Origin of the sequence: Pseudomonas sp. PDM30 (assembly GCF_019218985.1) — a bacterium.
GTDB lineage: Bacteria > Pseudomonadota > Gammaproteobacteria > Pseudomonadales > Pseudomonadaceae > Aquipseudomonas > Aquipseudomonas jessenii.
Genome location: NZ_JAHUWM010000015.1, coordinates 24,757 through 43,666 on the forward strand (window position 1 = coordinate 24,757; position 18,910 = coordinate 43,666).

General features: G+C 62.1%; 16 protein-coding genes and 1 tRNA gene. 9 read left to right on the top strand and 8 right to left on the bottom strand.

The genetic code is table 11. The features are described from left to right. Nucleotides 1-84: 84 nt before the first annotated feature. A tRNA-Gln gene (locus tag KW840_RS26440) sits at nucleotides 85-159 on the bottom strand. Between the two features lie 321 nt (nucleotides 160-480). On the opposite strand from KW840_RS26440, the gene KW840_RS26445 reads away from it, so the two are divergent. After that, nucleotides 481-909, top strand: a complete 429-nt coding sequence (locus tag KW840_RS26445) for a hypothetical protein (protein ID WP_057715243.1) — start codon at nucleotides 481-483, stop codon at nucleotides 907-909. A gap of 104 nt (nucleotides 910-1,013) precedes the next feature. Here the strand turns inward: KW840_RS26445 and KW840_RS26450 are convergent, their stop codons facing one another. The 3 genes from KW840_RS26450 to KW840_RS26460 form a co-directional block, all read right to left on the bottom strand. Next, nucleotides 1,014-3,002 carry a U32 family peptidase gene (locus KW840_RS26450; RefSeq protein ID WP_057715244.1) on the bottom strand — a complete coding sequence of 663 codons (1,989 nt, stop codon included), beginning with the start codon at nucleotides 3,000-3,002 and terminating at the stop codon, nucleotides 1,014-1,016. Nucleotides 3,003-3,232: 230 nt separating this feature from the next. Continuing rightward, complete coding sequence (locus tag KW840_RS26455) at nucleotides 3,233-3,613, bottom strand: RidA family protein (RefSeq protein WP_008021538.1); 381 nt, start codon at nucleotides 3,611-3,613, stop codon at nucleotides 3,233-3,235. Nucleotides 3,614-3,689: 76 nt separating this feature from the next. After that, nucleotides 3,690-4,484 carry an AraC family transcriptional regulator gene (locus tag KW840_RS26460; protein WP_057715245.1) on the bottom strand — a complete coding sequence of 265 codons (795 nt, stop codon included), beginning with the start codon at nucleotides 4,482-4,484 and terminating at the stop codon, nucleotides 3,690-3,692. A gap of 187 nt (nucleotides 4,485-4,671) precedes the next feature. On the opposite strand from KW840_RS26460, the gene KW840_RS26465 reads away from it, so the two are divergent. The 5 genes from KW840_RS26465 (at nucleotide 4,672) to KW840_RS26485 (ending at nucleotide 11,270) form a co-directional block, all read left to right on the top strand. After that, nucleotides 4,672-6,318, top strand: coding sequence for an APC family permease (locus KW840_RS26465; RefSeq protein ID WP_057715246.1), 1,647 nt, complete (start codon nucleotides 4,672-4,674; stop codon nucleotides 6,316-6,318). A 45-nt stretch (nucleotides 6,319-6,363) separates the two neighbouring features. Further along, the gene (locus KW840_RS26470; RefSeq protein ID WP_218498283.1) at nucleotides 6,364-7,290 is read left to right on the top strand and encodes a 4-hydroxyproline epimerase; all 927 of its coding nucleotides are present in this window, start codon (nucleotides 6,364-6,366) and stop codon (nucleotides 7,288-7,290) included. A 57-nt stretch (nucleotides 7,291-7,347) separates the two neighbouring features. Continuing rightward, nucleotides 7,348-8,295, top strand: a complete 948-nt coding sequence (locus KW840_RS26475) for a dihydrodipicolinate synthase family protein (RefSeq protein ID WP_057715248.1) — start codon at nucleotides 7,348-7,350, stop codon at nucleotides 8,293-8,295. Nucleotides 8,296-8,402: 107 nt separating this feature from the next. Beyond that, on the top strand, nucleotides 8,403-9,980 hold the full coding sequence (locus KW840_RS26480; RefSeq protein WP_218498284.1) for an aldehyde dehydrogenase (NADP(+)): 1,578 nt from the start codon (nucleotides 8,403-8,405) through the stop codon (nucleotides 9,978-9,980). Nucleotides 9,981-9,983: 3 nt separating this feature from the next. Next, entirely contained in the window at nucleotides 9,984-11,270 is a 1,287-nt protein-coding gene (locus tag KW840_RS26485) for an FAD-binding oxidoreductase (protein ID WP_218498285.1), read from the top strand. Nucleotides 11,271-11,316: 46 nt separating this feature from the next. Here the strand turns inward: KW840_RS26485 and KW840_RS26490 are convergent, their stop codons facing one another. Further along, entirely contained in the window at nucleotides 11,317-12,057 is a 741-nt protein-coding gene (locus KW840_RS26490) for a TorF family putative porin (protein WP_057715251.1), read from the bottom strand. 85 nt (nucleotides 12,058-12,142) lie between these two features. Then, nucleotides 12,143-13,882: an amidohydrolase gene (locus tag KW840_RS26495; protein ID WP_218498286.1), complete on the bottom strand. Its 1,740-nt coding sequence runs from the start codon at nucleotides 13,880-13,882 to the stop codon at nucleotides 12,143-12,145. 106 nt (nucleotides 13,883-13,988) lie between these two features. On the opposite strand from KW840_RS26495, the gene KW840_RS26500 reads away from it, so the two are divergent. Then, entirely contained in the window at nucleotides 13,989-14,903 is a 915-nt protein-coding gene (locus KW840_RS26500) for a LysR family transcriptional regulator (protein WP_218498287.1), read from the top strand. A gap of 33 nt (nucleotides 14,904-14,936) precedes the next feature. On the opposite strand, the gene KW840_RS26505 is transcribed toward KW840_RS26500, so the two are convergent. Continuing rightward, complete coding sequence (locus KW840_RS26505) at nucleotides 14,937-15,560, bottom strand: NIPSNAP family protein (RefSeq protein ID WP_218498288.1); 624 nt, start codon at nucleotides 15,558-15,560, stop codon at nucleotides 14,937-14,939. Nucleotides 15,561-15,810: 250 nt separating this feature from the next. Here KW840_RS26505 and leuC point away from each other — a divergent pair, with 250 nt between their 5' ends. Both leuC and leuD read left to right on the top strand, forming a co-directional pair. Further along, complete coding sequence (gene leuC / locus KW840_RS26510) at nucleotides 15,811-17,232, top strand: 3-isopropylmalate dehydratase large subunit (protein WP_150814498.1); 1,422 nt, start codon at nucleotides 15,811-15,813, stop codon at nucleotides 17,230-17,232. 3 nt (nucleotides 17,233-17,235) lie between these two features. Next, on the top strand, nucleotides 17,236-17,844 hold the full coding sequence (gene leuD / locus KW840_RS26515; RefSeq protein ID WP_218498289.1) for a 3-isopropylmalate dehydratase small subunit: 609 nt from the start codon (nucleotides 17,236-17,238) through the stop codon (nucleotides 17,842-17,844). A gap of 144 nt (nucleotides 17,845-17,988) precedes the next feature. Here the strand turns inward: leuD and KW840_RS26520 are convergent, their stop codons facing one another. After that, the gene (locus tag KW840_RS26520; RefSeq protein ID WP_218498290.1) at nucleotides 17,989-18,906 is read right to left on the bottom strand and encodes a LysR substrate-binding domain-containing protein; all 918 of its coding nucleotides are present in this window, start codon (nucleotides 18,904-18,906) and stop codon (nucleotides 17,989-17,991) included. Nucleotides 18,907-18,910 lie beyond the last annotated feature (4 nt).

Genomic DNA, 18,910 nt, shown 5'->3' on the forward strand with positions numbered 1-18,910 from the left:
CGGGAGGCAAAAACCAACGAATCGACGAGTCGACGAATAATAACCGTCGGTCGAGTGTTATCTGATTATGCAGGAATAAAAAAATGGCAGGGGCGGCTGGATTCGAACCAACGCATGGCAGGATCAAAACCTGCTGCCTTACCGCTTGGCGACGCCCCTGTATCTGTTGCGATGAGTGCCTGGCACTCGCTTTCTTGAGTGGCAACAAGACCTGTTGCCTGCTCTCGCGGCTGGTTCCCTGAGGGCCGCTGCAAGAGTGGGCGCAAATTTACCAACTTTTTCCTCGTCTGGGAAGCCCAAACAAAAAAAATTGTTCATTAAAACAGGCGCTTAGTGTTGAGCCGGATCTCGGGGATTTATCGGCGCACATTCAGCCCGAACAGCTCTGCTACGCTTTTCTTTACTCGAATTGAATCGGGAATCGTTTATGCAACACCCTTCCCTTGCCATTTGAGGGCGCCAAAAGTGAAAGGCAAATTAATGGGGGCCGCTGCAACCCTTCTGGTACTCGGGACCGCGGTTTATGGGTTGAACACCTGGGAACACATCCAGAACCAGCGACAGGAAGCGGTCTGCAAGGCCGCTCGGGAGCACCTGAATGACCTGGAAACCCAAGCGCGAGCCTTGGCCTCCGGGTTGACGGTCGAAGCCTATGCCGAAGCCGAAAAAGCCGAGGCCGGCCAGTTGGTCCTGGCGCTCGATACCGCCAGGAATGAAGCCGAGGTCGATGCCGTCATCGACAAGCACGCCGCTGCCATCGAGGCGCAGATAACGGCCGAGGAGGCTGAGGTCCAGTCCCGAGGCGAACAACCCTTCCTCGGTCAGGAACTGAAAAGGCAACGCATCCCGACCGACGTCAAACAGGAATTCAAACGTGCTGAAAAGGCCGTCGCCGATACCTGTAAATAGTGTCGACCGCCAGCTCCAGGTTTATCGTCAGCGTCTGGACTTCAGCAAAAGAGGTTTCAGGCTGGAACAGGTGAGCGCGCCGTTGCGGCGCACTCACCGGTCACTCAGTGCGGTGCGCGCGGGATGGTCTTGAGCAGGTCTTCGGGGCTGATGTGTCCCACCACGCTGCCCGGTTGCGGCAGGTTGAGGATGTGGCCTTTCATCTTGCCGATGATGTGCATTTCACAAGGCTTGCAGTCGAACTTCAACGTCAGTACTTCATCGCCGTGTATCAGCTGCATCGGTGCAACCTTGGTGCGCACGCCAGTCACGCCCTTGGCCTGTTTCGGGCACAGGTTGAAGGAGAAACGCAGGCAGTGCTTGGTGATCATCACCGGCACCTCGCCGGTTTCCTCGTGGGCCTCGTAGGCCGCGTCGATCAGCTTGACGCCGTGGCGGTGATAGAAGTCGCGGGCCTTCTGGTTGTAGACGTTGGCCAGGAAGGACAGGTGCGACTCCGGGTACACCGGCGGCGGTGTGGTCTCGGCCTTACGGCTGCCACGCGGGTGGGCGGCGATCCGCGCTTCGGTCAAGGCGTCGATCACTTCACGGCGCAGGGCCTTGAGCTGCGAGTTGGGGATGAAGTACGCCTGCGGCGCGTCCAGCTTGATGTCGATGGCGTGGTACTGCGTGGTACCCAGTTGGCCGAGCAGATCCTGCAATTGCTCCAGCGCCTGTTCCGGTTTGTTGGCGGCGCCGAACGGGCCGGCCAGGGTGACGCTGGCGCTGATGCCCTCTTCGCTGGTAGCGGTCAGTTCCAACTGCTCTTCACGCAGGCGAGCGACCCAGTTCAGGGCAATGCGACGCTCGGCGGAGGTCTTTTGCAGCGCCTGTTGCCAGTTGTGATCAAGGTTGCGATTCAGCGGATGGTTGGGGCGCAGCTTGTACATCCCCTCCGGCATCTCGTTGGGCTCGACGCGATAGCGATAACGTTTCTCGCCGTCCTCTTCGAATTCGCCTTTGGGTTCGGCGATGTTGGCGCGGAACCCCACCACTTCACGCTTGACCAGCACGTTGAGGCCGTCGCCGTTGGACAGCGGCTCGTGCGTCACGACCTGCATGTCGCGCTTGGCGACTTTTTCGACCACACCCACCGGCAGACCGGTGAAGGTCGGCGAATCAAAGGCGCCAATGTCGATCTTGCGGTCAGTGACGAAGTAATCGGTGCTGCCACGGTGGAAGGTTTTTTCCGGGTCGGGCAGGAAGAAGTGCGCAGTGCGGCCGCTGGAGGCACGGGCCAGGTCCGGACGATCTTCGAGCACGGCGTCGAGGCGCTGACGATAGTAGGCAGTGATGTTTTTCACATAGCCCATGTCCTTGTAGCGGCCTTCAATCTTGAACGAGCGCACGCCGGCCTCGACCAGGGCGCGGATGTTGGCGCTCTGGTTGTTGTCCTTCATCGACAGCAGGTGCTTTTCGTAGGCGATCACCCCACCCTTTTCGTCCTTGAGGGTGTACGGCAGACGGCAGGCCTGGGAGCAGTCGCCACGGTTGGCGCTGCGCCCGGTTTGCGCGTGGGAAATGTTGCACTGGCCGGAAAACGCCACGCACAACGCACCATGGATAAAGAACTCGATGGCTGCGTCGGTTTCGTCGGCGATAGCGCGGATCTCCTGGAGATTCAGCTCGCGGGCCAGCACCAGTTGCGAGAAACCGGCCTGATCGAGGAACTTCGCCCGCTCCAGGGTGCGGATGTCAGTCTGGGTACTGGCGTGCAGCTCGATCGGCGGAATGTCCAGCTCCATCACCCCCAGGTCCTGGACGATCAGCGCATCGACGCCGGCGTCGTACAACTGATGGATCAGCTTGCGGGCCGGTTCCAGTTCGTTGTCGTGCAGGATGGTATTGATAGTGGTGAACACCCGGGCGTGGTAGCGACGGGCGAACTCCACCAATTGGGCGATATCACTCACTTCGTTGCAGGCATTGTGGCGGGCGCCGAAGCTCGGGCCACCGATGTAGATGGCATCGGCGCCATGCAGGATGGCCTCGCGGGCGATGGCGACATCGCGGGCAGGGCTGAGCAATTCCAGGTGATGTTTGGGCAAAGACATAGTTTTTTTAGTCAGGCTTGTCACGGTCGAGGCGTGCATTGTAGCGGCGAAACGCCTGACCGGCACCCGTGCGCTGCCAGGTGGTGCTTCGAGCAGGCCTCAATCCCTGTAGGAGCGAGCTTGCTCGCGATGGCCGTCAACGATAACGCTGGCAACCTGATGCCCCGAGTCGCTCTCAGGTTCATCGCGAGCAAGCTCGCTCCTACAGTATTGTGTGTGTGTTGCCGTGATCAGGCCTTGGCCGCCATCGCGGTCACTTCCACGCGCATGCCTTCAACCGCCAACGAGGCAACCCCGACAGCAGCGCGCACCGGCCAGGGTTTGGCGAAGTAGCGCTTGTAGACCTCGTTGAACGCGGCGCGGTCGGCCATGTCGGTGAGGTAGATGGTCAGGTGCATCACGCGGTCCATGGAACTGCCGGCTCGCTCCAGCGCGACCTTCAGCGCTTGCAGGGTGCATTCGCTTTGCAGGGTGATGTCGCCCAGTTCCAGGCTGCCGTCGGCGCGGGTGGGGATCTGGGTGGAGACCAGCACACCGCCGAAACCGACAACGTCGGAGGAAATCGAATCCGCATCAGGATCAGGGGTGAAGGTCAGGTCGTGGTTTGCCATGAGGACTCTCTTGCTTGAGGTGGTGAGGCAGGCGCCTTTTGCGCGGCCAGTTTACAGGGCCATTGGCGGCGCGTCGCTAATCCAGACCGGACGGCTGCTGGTGACCGGTGGCCTGCCGGTACTGGCGCGGGGTGAAACCGGTCAATGCCTTGAACTGCCGGGTGAACGCACTGTGGTCGGTATAGCCGCATTGCAGGGCGACCTCTGTGATCGGCATATCGGTGTGAAGCAGTCGATGCGCGTGTTCCAGGCGAACCTTCTGGATCATCTGCCGGGGCGTCAGGTGAAACACGCGCTTGCAGTAGCGTTCCAGTTGCGCCACGGAAATACCGGCGATGCGCGTCAACTCGCCCAGGGTAACGCGACGGTTGAAATGCGCGCGAATGTGCTCGTCCACTGCCGCCAGGCGCTGGTACGCCGGGTGCGTGTCACTGGCCGATTGCAGGTCGACCGAGATGCCCGCCAGACCGATGATTTCATTGCGGCGGTTATACAAGGGGCGCTTATGGGTCAGGCACCAGCCAGGTTCCCGGCTGCCGTACAGATGCAACTCCAGCTGGTCTTCCAGCACCAGCCCCTGCTCCAGCACCCGCCGGTCCTGCTCGGTGTAACCAGGCCCCAGTTGCTCCGGGAACACCTCGGCGCTGGTTTTCCCCAGCAGCGGTTTTAGCTGCTTCAAACCACAGCGCTGCACCAGCGTGCGGTTGGCCATGACATAGCGCGCCTGCACATCCTTGATGAAGATCGCCGCATTCGGAATGACATCCAGCATGGGCAGCAGAAGCGCAACGCCCGCCAGCAGTTGCTCGATGGATTCGGGGCGATTCGAGTCGTCGCCCTGGCACAACAGCGCAAACGCATCCTGAGTCATCAACCGGTCCCTCGCAAAAATCAGACATTTCCCATTGTGCTGATTTCGTCATCGACACCCAAGGAAAACATCAATCGCGGGCACGCCGCCAAGTTCACTCTATGGCCACCGCCCTCCTCGGCAAAACCGACCGGGGCGTCTTGAAGTGCACACCTGCCTATCCAATAACTCACAAGAAGGCGATGCCATGTCAGGCCAAGGCAAGTTCAAAAAACAACTTTCGTTGATAGACCTTACGTTTATCGGACTGGGGGCCATCTTCGGTTCCGGCTGGTTGTTCGCAGCCAGTCACGTGTCCGCCATCGCGGGGCCGGCGGGGATCTTTTCCTGGCTGCTGGGCGGTTTTGCGGTGCTGCTGCTGGGCATCGTCTACTGTGAACTCGGCGCAGCGCTGCCCCGTGCCGGCGGTGTGGTTCGCTACCCGGTTTACTCCCACGGCCCGTTGCTGGGTTACCTGATGGGCTTCATCACGCTGATCGCGTTTTCCAGCCTGGTGGCCATCGAGGTGGTCGCCGCGCGCCAGTATGCCGCTGCGTGGTTTCCCGCATTGACCCAGGCCGGTTCCAGCAATCCAACGGCGATTGGCTGGCTGGTCCAGTTCGGCCTGCTGTGCCTGTTCTTCATGCTCAACTACTACAGCGTGAAAACGTTCGCCAAGGCCAACAACTTGATCAGCATGTTCAAGTTCATCGTGCCGCTGCTGGTGATCGGCGTGCTGTTCACCTTCTTCAAACCGGAGAATTTCCAGTCCCAGGGCTTCATGCCGTTCGGGCTGTCAGGTGTCGAGATGGCGGTGTCCGCCGGCGGCATTATCTTCGCCTACCTGGGGCTGACACCGATCATCTCGGTAGCCAGCGAAGTGAAGAATCCACAACGCACCATCCCGATTGCACTGATCCTCTCCGTACTGCTGTCCACCGCCATCTATGTGTTGTTGCAAGTAGCATTCCTCGGCGGCGTGCCTACCGAAATGCTCGCCAACGGTTGGGCCGGCGTGGCCAAGGAACTGGCCCTGCCCTACCGCGACATCGCCCTGGCATTGGGTGTGGGCTGGTTGGCTTATCTGGTGGTGGCCGACGCGGTGATCTCCCCCAGCGGTTGCGGCAACATCTACATGAACGCGACACCGCGAGTGATCTACGGCTGGGCGCAGACCGGCACCTTCTTCAAGGTCTTCACCCGCATTGACGAAAAGTCCGGGATCCCGCGTCCGGCGCTGTGGCTGACCTTCGCCCTGTCGGTGTTCTGGACCCTGCCCTTCCCCTCCTGGGAAGCGCTGATCAATGTGGTCTCCGCCGCGCTGGTGTTGAGCTACGCCGTGGCCCCGGTGTCGGTGGCTGCCCTGCGCCGCAATGCGCCGGACATGCCGCGCCCGTTCAAGGTCAAGCGCATGGGTGTCCTCGGCCCGGTGTCGTTCATCATCGCCGCGCTGATCGTCTACTGGTCTGGCTGGAGCACTGTGTCCTGGTTGCTCGGCCTGCAAATCCTGATGTTCGTGGTGTACCTGCTGTGCGGACGTTTCGTGCCGACCCAACACCTGAGCCTGGCCCAACAAGTGCGTTCTTCGGCGTGGCTGATCGGCTTCTATGCCGTGACCATCGTGCTGTCCTGGCTCGGCAGCTTCGGCGGCATGGGCGTACTCACCCATCCCTTCGACACAGTGGTCGTGGCGGCCTGCGCGATGGGCATCTACTACTGGGGCGCGGCCACCGGGGTGCCGGCGCATCTGGTTCGCCTGGAAGACGAGGACGGTGAAAGCCAAGCCGATCCTGTTCACACCGGCACGACCGCAGGCCAGCGTCCGATCGGTGTATCCGCCCAGACCTCTCGCTGAAATTCAGGCCAGCAAAGCCTGCGTGTTCCTCAAATGGAAAGGTTTATGAAAAAAGTACATGTCATTGATTCCCACACCGGCGGCGAGCCGACTCGCCTGGTGATGTCGGGCCTGCCCCAGTTGCCCGGCCGGACCATGGCCGAGAAGCGCGATGCCCTGCGCGAGCAGCATGACCAATGGCGTCGTGCCTGCCTGCTGGAGCCCCGTGGTAACGATGTGCTGGTGGGGGCGCTGTATTGCGAACCGGTGTCGCCGGATGCCACTTGCGGCGTGATCTTCTTCAACAACGCCGGTTACCTCGGCATGTGCGGTCACGGCACCATCGGCCTGGTCAACTCGCTGCATTACCTGGGGCATATCCAGCCCGGCGAGCACAAGATCGATACGCCGGTCGGCCCGGTCAGCGCCACGCTGCATGAGGACGGCAACGTCACCCTGCGCAACGTACCCGCCTACCGCTACCGCCAACAGGTGCCGGTCGAAGTGCCGGGGCATGGCCGCGTGTACGGCGACATCGCCTGGGGCGGCAACTGGTTTTTCCTGGTGTCCGATCACGGTCAGGCCTTGCAGATGGACAACGTCGAGTTCCTCACCGAGTACACCTGGGCAATGCTCAAGGCCCTCGAGGCCCAGGGCATCCACGGTGAAGACGGCGCGCTGATCGACCACATCGAACTGTTTGCCGACGACGATCACGCCGACAGCCGCAACTTCGTCATGTGCCCGGGCAAGGCCTACGACCGCTCGCCCTGCGGGACCGGTACCAGCGCAAAACTGGCGTGCCTGGCGGCTGACGGAACACTGGCCGCCGGCGAACGCTGGGTCCAGGCCAGCATCACCGCCAGCCAATTTGTCGGCAGCTACGAATGGGAAGGCGAACACATCATCCCTTTCATCACCGGCCGCGCCTACATGACCGCCGACAGCACCTTGCTGATCGACGAACAGGACCCCTTTGCGTGGGGCATTTGAGCCCCACGCCTTTTCCCTGACCAAATCTGAATGAACGCCTCAAGGAGTGACAACAAAATGAGCGACAACATTTTCACTGGCTGCATCCCTGCACTGATGACCCCATGCACCGCCGAGCGCAAGCCGGACTTCGACGCGCTGGTGGCCAAGGGTCGCGAGCTGATCGACATTGGCATGAGCGCGGTGGTGTATTGCGGTTCCATGGGCGACTGGCCGCTGCTGACCGAAGCCGAGCGTCAGGAAGGCGTGGCGCGCCTGGTGGCCGCCGGTGTTCCGACCATCGTCGGCACCGGTGCCGTCAACAGCCGCGAAGCGGTGTCCCATGCGGCACACGCGGCCAAAGTCGGTGCTCATGGCTTGATGGTCATCCCTCGCGTGCTGTCTCGCGGCGCTTCGGCCACCGCGCAAAAAGCCCACTTCGCCGCGATCCTCAAAGCTGCTCCAGGCCTGCCGGCGGTGATCTACAACAGCCCTTACTACGGCTTCGCCACCCGCGCCGACCTGTTCTTCGAACTGCGCCGCGAGTACCCGAACCTAATCGGCTTCAAGGAGTTCGGCGGTGCCGCCGACCTGCGCTACGCCGCCGAACACATCACCTCCAAGGACGATGACGTGACCCTGATGGTCGGTGTCGACACCCAGGTGGTCCATGGCTTCGTCAACTGCAACGCCACCGGCGCCATCACCGGCATCGGTAACGCGCTGCCGCGCGAAGTGTTGCGCCTGGTGGCCTTGAGCAAACAAGCGGCCAAGGGCGATGCCAAGGCGCGTCGTCAGGCGCGGGAACTGGAATCGGCACTGGCGGTGCTGTCGTCCTTCGATGAGGGTTGCGACCTGGTGCTCTACTACAAGCACCTGATGGTGCTCAATGGCGACAAGGAATACACCCTGCACTTCAACGAGACCGATGCGCTCAGCGATGCCCAGCGTCGTTATGCCGAGAACCAGTACGCGCTGTTCCGCCAGTGGTACGAGCAGTGGTCGGCCGAGCAGAACTTCGCCTGATATTCAGCCTGTACAGCGGCGTGCCAAGGTGCGCCGCCTTTATTTTCGCCCACGGCGGTACGGCGTTTTTTTTCGCAACGCCCCCCCTCTTTGTTTCAGGAAAGACCATGACTCTGACAGGCAACATGTTGATCGGCCAGCAGGCCATCGCCGGCAACCGCGAAGCGATCCGCGGCATCGATCCCGCCACTGATCTCCCCCTTGAACCGGCCTATCACGGTGGCAGCGGCGAACACGTCGAACAGGCCTGCGCCCTGGCGTGGAGTGCCCTGGACAGCTACCGCGCGACGTCCCTGGAGGCCCGCGCCGAATTCCTCGAAACCATCGCCAGCGAAATCGAAGCCCTGGGCGATGAATTGATCGACCGCGCCGTGGCCGAGACCGGCCTGCCACGCCCGCGTATCCAGAGTGAACGGGGCCGCACTTGCCAGCAGCTGCGCACCTTTGCCCGCACCGTGCGTGCCGGTGAGTGGCTGGATGTACGGGTCGACTCCGCGCTGCCGGAGCGTCAGCCCCTGCCCCGCCCGGACCTGCGTCAGCGTCAGGTGCCGCTCGGCCCGGTGGCGGTGTTCGGCGCCAGCAACTTTCCCCTGGCCTTCTCCGTCGCCGGCGGTGACACCGCGTCGGCGTTGGCCGCCGGTTGCCCGGTGATCGTCAAGGCCCATGGCGCGCACCCCGGCACCAGCGAGTTGGTGGGCCGAGCCCTGGCCCGTGCGGTCAAACTGTGCGGGCTGCACGAAGGCGTGTTTTCGCTGTTGTTCGGCTCCGGCCGCGAAGTAGGCATCGCCCTGGTCACCGATCCGCGCATCAAGGCCGTGGGTTTCACCGGCTCGCGCAGCGGTGGCATCGCCTTGTGCAACGCGGCCCAGGCGCGTCCCGAGCCGATCCCGGTGTATGCGGAAATGAGCTCGATCAACCCGGTCTTGCTGTTCCCGGCAGCCCTGCAATCGCGAGCCGAAGCCCTGGCGCAAGGCTTCGTCGCCTCCCTCACCCAAGGCGCCGGCCAGTTCTGCACCAACCCAGGTCTGGTGATTGCCCGCCAGGGCCCGGACCTAGAACGCTTCATCCAGTCGGCCGCGCAACTGCTACAGCGCAGCCCGGCGCAGACAATGCTCACCCCCGGCATTTTCAAGGCCTACGAGGCCGGCGTCGGCGCTCTGGCCGAGCATGCCCACGCTGACACAGTGGCCGTCGGCTTGAAGGGCGAACCCCCTAACCAGTGCCAGGCCCACCTGTTCGTCACCCAGGCCAGTGAGTTTCTCGCCGACCCGGCGTTGCAGGCAGAAATGTTCGGCGCCGCGTCGCTGATCGTGCAATGTGCCAACGACGAGCAAATCCGCCAGGTCATCGAACACCTGGAAGGCCAACTGACCGCCACCCTGCACCTGGACGATGCCGACGTGGAGAGCGCCAGGGCCTTGCTGCCGATCCTCGAGCGCAAGGCCGGGCGTCTGTTGGTCAATAGCTGGCCGACCGGGGTCGAGGTGTGCGATGCCATGGTCCATGGCGGCCCGTTCCCGGCGACGTCCGATGCGCGCACCACCTCGGTCGGCACCGCCGCCATTCTGCGTTTCCTGCGCCCAGTCTGCTATCAGGACTTCCCGGACGCCTTGTTGCCGGCCGCGCTCAAGCACGGCAACCCATTGCAGTTGCGTCGCCTGCTCGACGGCCAGAGAGAAGCCTAGGCCATGTCCAACGACTCCCTTTTCAACAGCCCCAATGCAGTGGCGGACGTTGCCGTGATCGGCGCCGGGATCATCGGCGTCGCCTGCGCCCTGCGCCTGGCGCGTCAGGGCCGGCGGGTGGTGGTCATCGATCAGCAGGAGCCCGGTCGTGGCGCCTCGTTCGGCAATGCCGGGCACCTGGCCACCGAGCAGGTGTTCCCCATCGCCGACCTGTCGATCCTCAAACGCCTGCCCGCCATGCTCATGGACCCGATGGGCCCGCTGCGCCTGGACTGGAAATACATGCCCCGGGCCCTGCCCTGGTTCGCACGCTTGTTGCTCAACCTGCGACCGGCGCCGTTCCAGCGCACCGTGGCCGGCATCCGCGCGCTCAATGAAAGCAGCCTGGGGGCCTGGCACCGGTTGCTGGAGACCATCGAACGTCCCCAGTTGCTGAAGGAAGACGGCTCGTTGCTGGTGTTCGAGCGCGCCGACTCGCAACAGGCCATCGAAGCGCTACAGGCGCGCATGCGCCAGCAGCAGGTGCCGGTGGATTTCTGGCGGGCCAAGGCGGTACGCGATGCGGCGCCGCAACTCAGCGAGCAGCTCCGGGGCGGCTTGTTCTTCCCGCACACCGGGCATTTTCTCGATCCCTTCCAGGTGGTCGGCGAATTGGTGCACGCGGCCAAAAGCAGCGGCGTGCAGTTCCTCAAGCAGCGGGTCGAGGGTGGGCAATTGAATGAAAGCGGCGTGTCGTTGATCACCAATCAAGGACGCGTCAGCAGTCGACACGTGCTGGTTGCCTGTGGCGCCCATTCCGCCAGGCTCACCGCTGCATTGACCGGCAAGAAGGTGCCGCTGGACACCGAGCGCGGCTATCACCTGATGCTGCCCCACGAGCACGAACGCTTGCCGTTCGCCGTCACTTCACTGGAGCGCAAGTTCATCATGACGCCGATGGCTGACGGGCTGCGCCTGGCAGGCACCGTCGAGTTCGCCGGTCTCGACCGCCCACCGACCATGGAACGCGCCTGGCAGTTGCACCGCCTGAGCAAAGGCCTGTTCAAACGCGACCTGAGTGCCGAAGCCGCCACGCCGTGGATGGGTTTCCGGCCGTCCTTGCCCGACTCCCTGCCGATCATCGACCGGGTGTGCGACGGCAGGGTCCTGCTCGCCTTCGGTCATCAGCATCTGGGGTTGACCCAGGCGGCGGTCACGGCGGAAATGATCGCGCAAATGGCCTCGCCCTTGACTGGCACCCAGCCCCACAACCTGCCGGCGGCTGCGCCGTACAGGCTGGATCGTTTCTGAATGAACCCACCGAAAACCTTCTGATCAGGACGCTAGCGCACCTCGATCAGAAGGTCTTGCTGGCGCTGACCACAACGGTGGCGGTGCACACGTCGCCATAGCCGTAGTAGCTAGTGCACTCGTGCGCGGAAAGATCGGTGTCGATGTAGGCCACCGCCCAGTCGACGCCCACGGCGCTATGGGTCAGCCGAGCCTCCCACTCGTGATAGTCGCCGCGCGCATCGCCGTTACCGGCAATGAACACGTCATCCTTGAAATCGAATCGGCCATAGCGCACCTCCAGTCCCGTGTCCGCCGGTAGCGCGTAGCTGTAACCCAGCCAGGTGTAGAGGGTGTCTTGGTCCTTGCCCACGAAAGTCTGCAAATCGTTGGAGTAGTAACTGGCGAACTTGAAGCCATAGGCTTTAACGATGGCGTAGACCTCGCTCTGGTTGAAGTCCGATTGCCTGGCGTAGGTGTACTTGAGGTAGCCCAGGTCGAGACTGACGTCATCGGTGATCTGCTTGAAGAAGCCCGCGTAGAAATCCTGCTCCAACCGGGTTTTATAGTTCAGGCCGAAATCGACATTGGAGGTCCAGACCCCGGCGTAGGCGCCGCTGCTGTGCAGCAGTGTGGCGTCCAGTTGCGCCGCCGGGTCGCCCAGAGTCAGCGACAAGCCACGGCTGCGGTAGTCGCTGACCACCGCCGGTTTGAGCATCAGTTGAAAGTCATCGTTCAGCGTAATGGCGTGGGCGGCCAGCGGCAAAAAAGTGCAGGCGACAAACAGAGTCAATGCAGGGCGATGCATGTTTCAGGTCCTTTCTTATTATTGAGTTGGCAAGGCTTCGCCCTCCCCTTGCCGACTGGGCAAAGGGTGGGCGAACAGAGGGGAGTTACGGGCGGCTGTAGACTTCGCGGCCGGCGAAGTAAGTCTTGAGCACTTGGGTGTCGGCCAGTTGCGTTTCCGGCGCACTGAACACATCGCGATCGACAACGATCATGTCGGCTTGCTTGCCAGGGGTCAGCGTACCGATCTGCTGCTCCAGGCCAATGGTTTTCGCGGCGTTGCGGGTGTAGGCGTTGAACATGGTTTCGCGGTCGATGGCTTCTGCCTGGTTCAGCACACCCTTGGGGCCTTTACGGCTGATGGCTTGCCCGATCGCTTTCCACGGATCCGGTGTCGACACCGGCCAGTCGCTGGCCCCGGAAATGGTCGCGCCGTTCTTGAGCAACGAACGCGCCGGGTACATGAACTGAAATTGCATGGCATTGATGTAAGGCTGCAGCAAGTCGATGCTCAGCTCGTCTGCCGATGCCCAGTAAAGCTGCATCGATGCGATGACGTTGAGCGGCTTGAACCGGGTGAATTCCTTGGGGTTGACCATCTGCAAGTGGGTGACGGAGTGGGCCACGTTGTTGTGCCCTTCGCGACGCGCCTGCTCGATGCCATTGAGGGATTCACGCACCGCACGATCACCGATGGCATGCACATGCACCAGCCAGCCGCGGGCATCGGCAGCGCCCACCAATTCGCCGAAGTGCGCCGGGTCGATCAGCAATTCGCCGCCCTTGAGCGAGTTCTTGTAGGGCGACAGCAACGAGGCGGTTTGTGCCGGAAACTCGGCCACACCATCGGCAAACACCTTGATGCCGGGTAGGCTTAGATTGTCGACATCGGCAAACTGCTGGCGGACCTGCTCCATGACCTCAAGGTCGGCGGGTTTGCTCTTGGGGTTGACGACCATCAAGGCCGCCACGTGCATACGCAGTTCGCCCTTGTCCGCCAACGCCTTGTAGGCCGGCAGCACCCCGACATTTTTCACCGTGGGCTTGAAGTCGAACAACGCATCCCCGGGCACCGCGTTGGCCGCAGGGTCCATCAGGGCCGTCACGCCCAGGCTGTGGTAAAGATCGCGGGCAGCTTCGGCTGCGCCGATCAATTGCTCAAGACTGGCGGGCGGCAGCTGCGACATCACCGCCGACAGACCGGCATCGGCGACGAAACCATTGGGGGTGTTGTCGTCATGGTGGCCGATGGTCGCCACCGCTTCGCCAGTGAGTGCCTTGACCCGCTCGGCATCGATACCGGCGCGTTTGAGCAGGGCCTTGTTGGCCCAACCGGTGTGGTAATCCCAACCGACGAACAATATCGGCGTGCCTGCCCACTCGCCCTGGTTGAAGCGCTTTTCAAACTCCGCCACCTGGCTCCAGTAGGTCGAGGGTGTTCCACCGACGACCAGGATGTCGCCATGCCGTGCCTTGCCGTTGTCACGCCACTCGCGCAAGCGCTGCTCCAGTTCGTCGAACGGCAGCATTTGTGTCTCAAGGTCGGCGGACTTGAGCTTCATCCCACCAAACACCGCGTGGCTGTGGGTGTCAATAAGGCCGGGCATCAACACCTTGCCCTGCAAGTCGATGACTTGCGTGCCGGGGTCCTTGAGGGCCAGCACCTCGGCGTCGCTGCCGACCTTGACGACTTTTCCGTCCTCCACTGCCACTGCCTGTTGCAGGGCCTTGCCTTGCTCGGCGGTAAAGACTTTGCCGTTATGCAAAATCAGATCGGCGGCCGCCATGCTTTCCATAGAGGAAAGACCAATTGCCATGGCCAATGCCGACTGGAGTATTCGCTTCATCGTCCCGCACCTTTTTCTTGTAAGAATGCCGAGAGACTAGCGAACCGGGCGGCAGTAAAGAATACTCGGCCCACGCAACACATACTTTCCAAACAGGAAACACTGCATGGACCAACTCAGCGCCATCGCGATGTTTGTCGAAACCGCCGACCAGGGCAGTTTCACCCGCGCCGCCTCGCAATTGGGCAAGACCACCTCGGCCCTGACCCGGGCCATCACCCACCTGGAGGAGGAATTGGGCGCGCGCCTGTTCGAGCGTTCCACGCGACGCATCGCGCTGACCGAGGCCGGGGAGATTTTCCTCGCCAGTTCGCGGCAAGTGCTCACGCAACTGCAGCAAGCCCGAGAGGACATCGACCAGTTGCAGCGGGAAATGTATGGCCTGCTGCGCGTGACCGCCCCACCCTCCTTCGCACCGGCCTTTCTCAATGCGGTGTGCTGTCGATTTCTCGAGCGCTACCCGCAGATGCGCCTGGACGTGGTGCTGAGCGATGAGTTCGTCGACCTGGTCGAAGGCCGGTTCGACCTGGCGGTGCGAGACGGCCCGGTGGAACTGCCCGACCTGATCACCCGCCCACTGACCGCCAACCGCATCCTCTTGTGCGCCAGCCCCCGCTACTTGCAACGCAACCCGCTGGAGGTTCAACCCCACACGTTCAATCAACATGATTGGCTGCTGTTTCGTCATCCCGCCCTCAACCCGCATTACTGGTGGTTGGAGCACGAAGGCGAACGCAAACGAATCCCCCAGCCGATACCCCGGCTGAGCAGCGACAACTATGACTTCCTGTTCGGCGCCCTGCTGGCCGGCCGGGGTTTGCAGTTCTGCCCGCAGTGGAGCGCCGCGCCCTACCTCAGGCGCGGCGAACTGGTGCAACTGCTACCGGACGCTGACCTCGACCCTGAGCAGTTTGGCCGGAAAATCCATGTGATTTACCCGGCGCACCGACGCCACACGCGCAAGCATCAGGCGTTCATCGAGTGCCTGAACGAGTACCTGGACGAGCAGGCGTTGCATTGAGGCGGGCATCCGGCCAGTCAAACCGTGCTTTGGTCATTGCAAGGGCGAGAACGTTGCAGGCAGGTAGATCGTCGAGCGCATGTCACGCAGTTGCGGGCCGGAGTTTTCCGGCGGCCAGACGCCGTCGGCAACCGCTTGGGTGCGTACTTGCAGGCGCTGTTCCAAAGTGGTCCACGGCCAGATGTGCAGATAGCGCGGCAGCGAACCGTCAGTGGCATAAAACGCCGCGTACACCGGTGAATACTGTTCGGCGGTTCGCGCTTCGATGGCTTTGCTCCAGCCGTCGAGGGTGGGTTGCAAGCCGCTGCTGACCAGGTCGTAGACGCGCAGTTCATAGAACGGACCGTGCTGACCGGCGCTCAAGGGTTCGAGAAAGGGGAACAGCGTGTAGTTTTCGATGCGCAGATCGGTGATGAACTCGTTGATGCCAAACGCCCCACCCCCCAGCAGGAAACGCTCGCGCTCGGCTTGCCTCAGGTTTTCGTCCTCATAGCCACGCAGCACGGCAATCTGGTTCAACTGACCGATCTCCGAAGCCCAGCAGCCTATCAACGTGCCGCCAACTTTCGGGTCGTCCAACGCCGCCTCGATCTGCGCCAACGCTTGCGCAACCGTGCGCACCCGCACGGTAAAAGTGATCAGTTCAAACAAACGCATAACAACTCCGCCCACCGGTTTGCCAAAACCACACAGCCTAGGGCAGCCCCCACCAGCGGGATATTGAGACGAACCCCATAGGCAACGGTATTTGCCGCAGTGTTCTAGGTAGTTTCTTTACGTTGAGCAGCGCCCGGTAATTCACAGATCGTGTTCAATGCCTTCACTTAATGGCGCTTGATGCAGGAATGGCGACGAATATGCTGTGGGTACATCTCCGTGATCTCGCATGACAACAAGAGCCCACTCCATGCACAGCCCCAGAACGCTCTACCAAAAACACATCGACAGCCACACCGTATGCGCCCTCGACGATCAGGGCCACGTTCTTTTGTACATCGACCGCCAGGTCGCCAACGAATACACCAGCCCGCAAGCCTTCAGTGGCATGCGCGAAGCCGGTCGCAAAGCCTGGCGCCCGGGCGCGACCCTGGCGGTCGTCGACCACGTCAATCCCACGGCACCGACACGCACTGCCGCCATGCCGGACGCTGGCGGCGCTCGTCAGGTGTCTTACTTCGAAGAAAACTGCCGCGACTTCGGTATCGAACTGTTCGACGTGCTGGACAAGCGCCAGGGCATCGAGCACGTCGTGGCCCCCGAACAAGGCTTTATCCTGCCCGGCATGGTCGTTGCCGCCGGCGACAGCCACACCACTACCTACGGTGCCCTCGGTGCCTTCGGTTTCGGCATTGGCACTTCGGAAATCGAACACCTGCTGGCCTCGCAAACCTTGGTCTACAAGCGCCTGAAGACAATGCGCGTGACGGTTAACGGTGTACTCGGTACGGGCGTGACGTCCAAGGACATCATCATGGCCCTGATCGAAAAAATCGGCGCTTCCGGTGCCACCGGCTATGCCATCGAGTTCGCCGGCCCGGCGATCAGCGACCTCAGCGTCGAAGCGCGCATGACCATCTGCAACATGGCCGTCGAAGCGGGCGCCCGAGGCGCGTTCATGGGACCGGATGACAAGGTCTTTGCTTATCTGCAACACAAACCCCGTGCCCCCCAAGGCCAACTGTGGGAACAGGCCGTCGCAAAATGGCGCGGCCTGCACAGCGACGAAGGTGCGGTGTTCGATCGCGAAGTCACCCTGGATGTCGCGGCGCTCGAACCCATGGTCACCTGGGGCACCAGCCCCGATCAGGCCGCATCGGTGGGCGGGCATGTGCCGGACCCGGCCGCGCAACCTGACTTGATCCTGCGTCAGGGCATGCAACGCGCCCTGAACTACATGGGCCTGACACCGGGCATGCCGCTCAGCGACGTGGTGATCAGCCACGCCTTCATCGGCTCATGCACCAACGCGCGCATCGAAGACCTGCGCGATGTCGCCCGCGTCGTGCGCGGCAAACGGGTGGCAGCCCACGTGCGGGCCATGATTGTTCCCGGTTCGACCCTGGTGCGTGATCAGGCCGAAGACGAAGGGCTGGCGCAGATCTTCCTCGACGCCGGGTTTGAATGGCGCCAGTCGGGTTGCTCGATGTGCCTGGCCATGAATGACGACGTGCTCGCCCCCGGTGATCGCTGCGCCTCAAGCACCAACCGCAACTTCGAAGGCCGCCAAGGCGCCGGTGCGCGCACCCATTTGATGAGCCCGGCCATGGTCGCCGCCGCAGCGATTACCGGGCACCTGACCGACGTGCGCACCTTCGCGCTGGAGGCTTGAACCATGCAACCTTTCGATTTCGTCAGCGGCAGCGCCGCCCCGCTCCTGGCCTCCAACATCGACACCGACGTGATCATGCCCAAGCAGTTCCTCAAAGGGATTGATCGCAAGGGGCTGGACAAGGGGCTGTTCTTTGACTTGAGGTTCCTTGAGTCCGGCGAACCCAATCCCGGGTTCATCCTCAACCAACCGGCCTGGAGCGACGCTGCGTTCCTGGTGGTGGGTCCCAATTTCGGCTGTGGTTCGAGCCGCGAACATGCGGTCTGGGGGCTGAAACAGGTCGGCATACGCGCCCTGATCGGCACCAGCTTCGCCGGTATTTTCTACGACAATTGCCAACGCAATGGCGTGTTGGCGATCCAGCTGACCGAGGTTCAACTCAATCAGATTGCCGCGTTGACCAGCAACCCGGCAACGGCTCGAATCAGCGTCAATCTGCCGGAACAAACCATCAAACTGGCAGACGGCAACGTGATCCCGTTCGGGATCGATGAACTGCGCAAGCAATCATTGCTGCTGGGGCTGGATGCCATTGGCACCACGTTGCAACGCGCAGAGCAGATTCGCCGTTTCGAGGCCCGGCATCTGGCGGAAAATCCCTGGTTGGGCTGATGCAAAACCCCGGCGGCGGATCTAATGCTCTGTAGGAGCGAGCTCGCTCGCGATGGACTCAACGGCACCGCGTTTAACCAGTAAACACGCGTTATCGTTAACGACCATCGCGAGCAGGCTCGCTCCTACAGAGATGCCGGTGGTTCATTCAACCCAAAGATGACGAAAGTATTCCTCGAGAAACTCCACGCAAACCCGCAGCTTGGCCGACTGGCTCAACCGCGTCGGGTACACCGCCCAGACGTTGGCGCTCTGGGTGTAATCGTGCAGCACCTGCACCAGTCGCCCCTGCTCCAGCATCGGCTTCACATCCCACATCGAGCGCAACAGGATCCCGCCGCCACTCAGGGCCCACTGCAACACGATCTCACCGTTGTTGGACGATAACGGCCCGCTGACGCGTACCGATTCTTCCTGCCCGTCCTTCGTCAGGCTCCACACGCCGAACGCGTTGTTGCGCTCCTTGAGCACCAGACAATCGTGGTCTTTCAAGTCCGCCAGCGATTGCGGTACACCCCTGCGCTCCAGGTACTCGGGCGTCGCACACAGCACCCGTCGGTTGCTCACCAGTTTGCGTCCCAGATGCTGGCCCGGCAGGTCATCACCCACGCGGATTTCCAGATCGAAGCCCTCGCCGACGATGTCGACCACGCGATCAAACACGTCCAGGCGCAATTCAAGCCTGGGATAGGTTTGCGACAGCTCGCAGATCGCCGGTGCCACATGGTTGCGCCCGAAACCGAAGCTGCTGCAGATGTGCAGCGAACCCATCGGCTGTTGCCGCGCCTGGGATATTTCGCCGACGAAGTCATCGAAGTCACCGAGCAACTTCTCCGCCCACACCCGCACCCGCTCGCCGTCGTCAGTCAGCGCGATGCGCCGTGTGGTGCGGTGCAGCAGCCGAGTCGAGAGCGTGGTTTCCAGCACGGAGATGCGTTTGCTGATGTAGGCCGGTGAATACCCCAGCTCCTCGGCGGCGCTGGCGAAGCCGTTTTTTCGAACGACGGTGAGGAACACCTTGAGGTCTTCAGGCAAGGGAAATTGATCACGATTCGTGTTCATACGC

Bases quoted from the DNA above. Each gene is read 5' to 3' on its own strand.
- KW840_RS26465 (WP_057715246.1), top strand. From the start codon at position 4,672: ATGTCAGGCCAAGGCAAGTTCAAAAAACAACTTTCGTTGATAGACCTT.
- leuD (WP_218498289.1), top strand. From the start codon at position 17,236: ATGCAACCTTTCGATTTCGTCAGCGGCAGCGCCGCCCCGCTCCTGGCC.
- KW840_RS26455 (WP_008021538.1), bottom strand. From the start codon at position 3,613: ATGGCAAACCACGACCTGACCTTCACCCCTGATCCTGATGCGGATTCG.
- KW840_RS26460 (WP_057715245.1), bottom strand. From the start codon at position 4,484: ATGACTCAGGATGCGTTTGCGCTGTTGTGCCAGGGCGACGACTCGAAT.
- KW840_RS26485 (WP_218498285.1), top strand. From the start codon at position 9,984: ATGTCCAACGACTCCCTTTTCAACAGCCCCAATGCAGTGGCGGACGTT.
- KW840_RS26505 (WP_218498288.1), bottom strand. From the start codon at position 15,560: ATGCGTTTGTTTGAACTGATCACTTTTACCGTGCGGGTGCGCACGGTT.
- KW840_RS26495 (WP_218498286.1), bottom strand. From the start codon at position 13,882: ATGAAGCGAATACTCCAGTCGGCATTGGCCATGGCAATTGGTCTTTCC.
- leuC (WP_150814498.1), top strand. From the start codon at position 15,811: ATGCACAGCCCCAGAACGCTCTACCAAAAACACATCGACAGCCACACC.
- KW840_RS26470 (WP_218498283.1), top strand. From the start codon at position 6,364: ATGAAAAAAGTACATGTCATTGATTCCCACACCGGCGGCGAGCCGACT.
- KW840_RS26490 (WP_057715251.1), bottom strand. From the start codon at position 12,057: ATGCATCGCCCTGCATTGACTCTGTTTGTCGCCTGCACTTTTTTGCCG.
- KW840_RS26480 (WP_218498284.1), top strand. From the start codon at position 8,403: ATGACTCTGACAGGCAACATGTTGATCGGCCAGCAGGCCATCGCCGGC.
- KW840_RS26450 (WP_057715244.1), bottom strand. From the start codon at position 3,002: ATGTCTTTGCCCAAACATCACCTGGAATTGCTCAGCCCTGCCCGCGAT.
- KW840_RS26445 (WP_057715243.1), top strand. From the start codon at position 481: ATGGGGGCCGCTGCAACCCTTCTGGTACTCGGGACCGCGGTTTATGGG.
- KW840_RS26520 (WP_218498290.1), bottom strand. From the start codon at position 18,906: ATGAACACGAATCGTGATCAATTTCCCTTGCCTGAAGACCTCAAGGTG.
- KW840_RS26475 (WP_057715248.1), top strand. From the start codon at position 7,348: ATGAGCGACAACATTTTCACTGGCTGCATCCCTGCACTGATGACCCCA.
- KW840_RS26500 (WP_218498287.1), top strand. From the start codon at position 13,989: ATGGACCAACTCAGCGCCATCGCGATGTTTGTCGAAACCGCCGACCAG.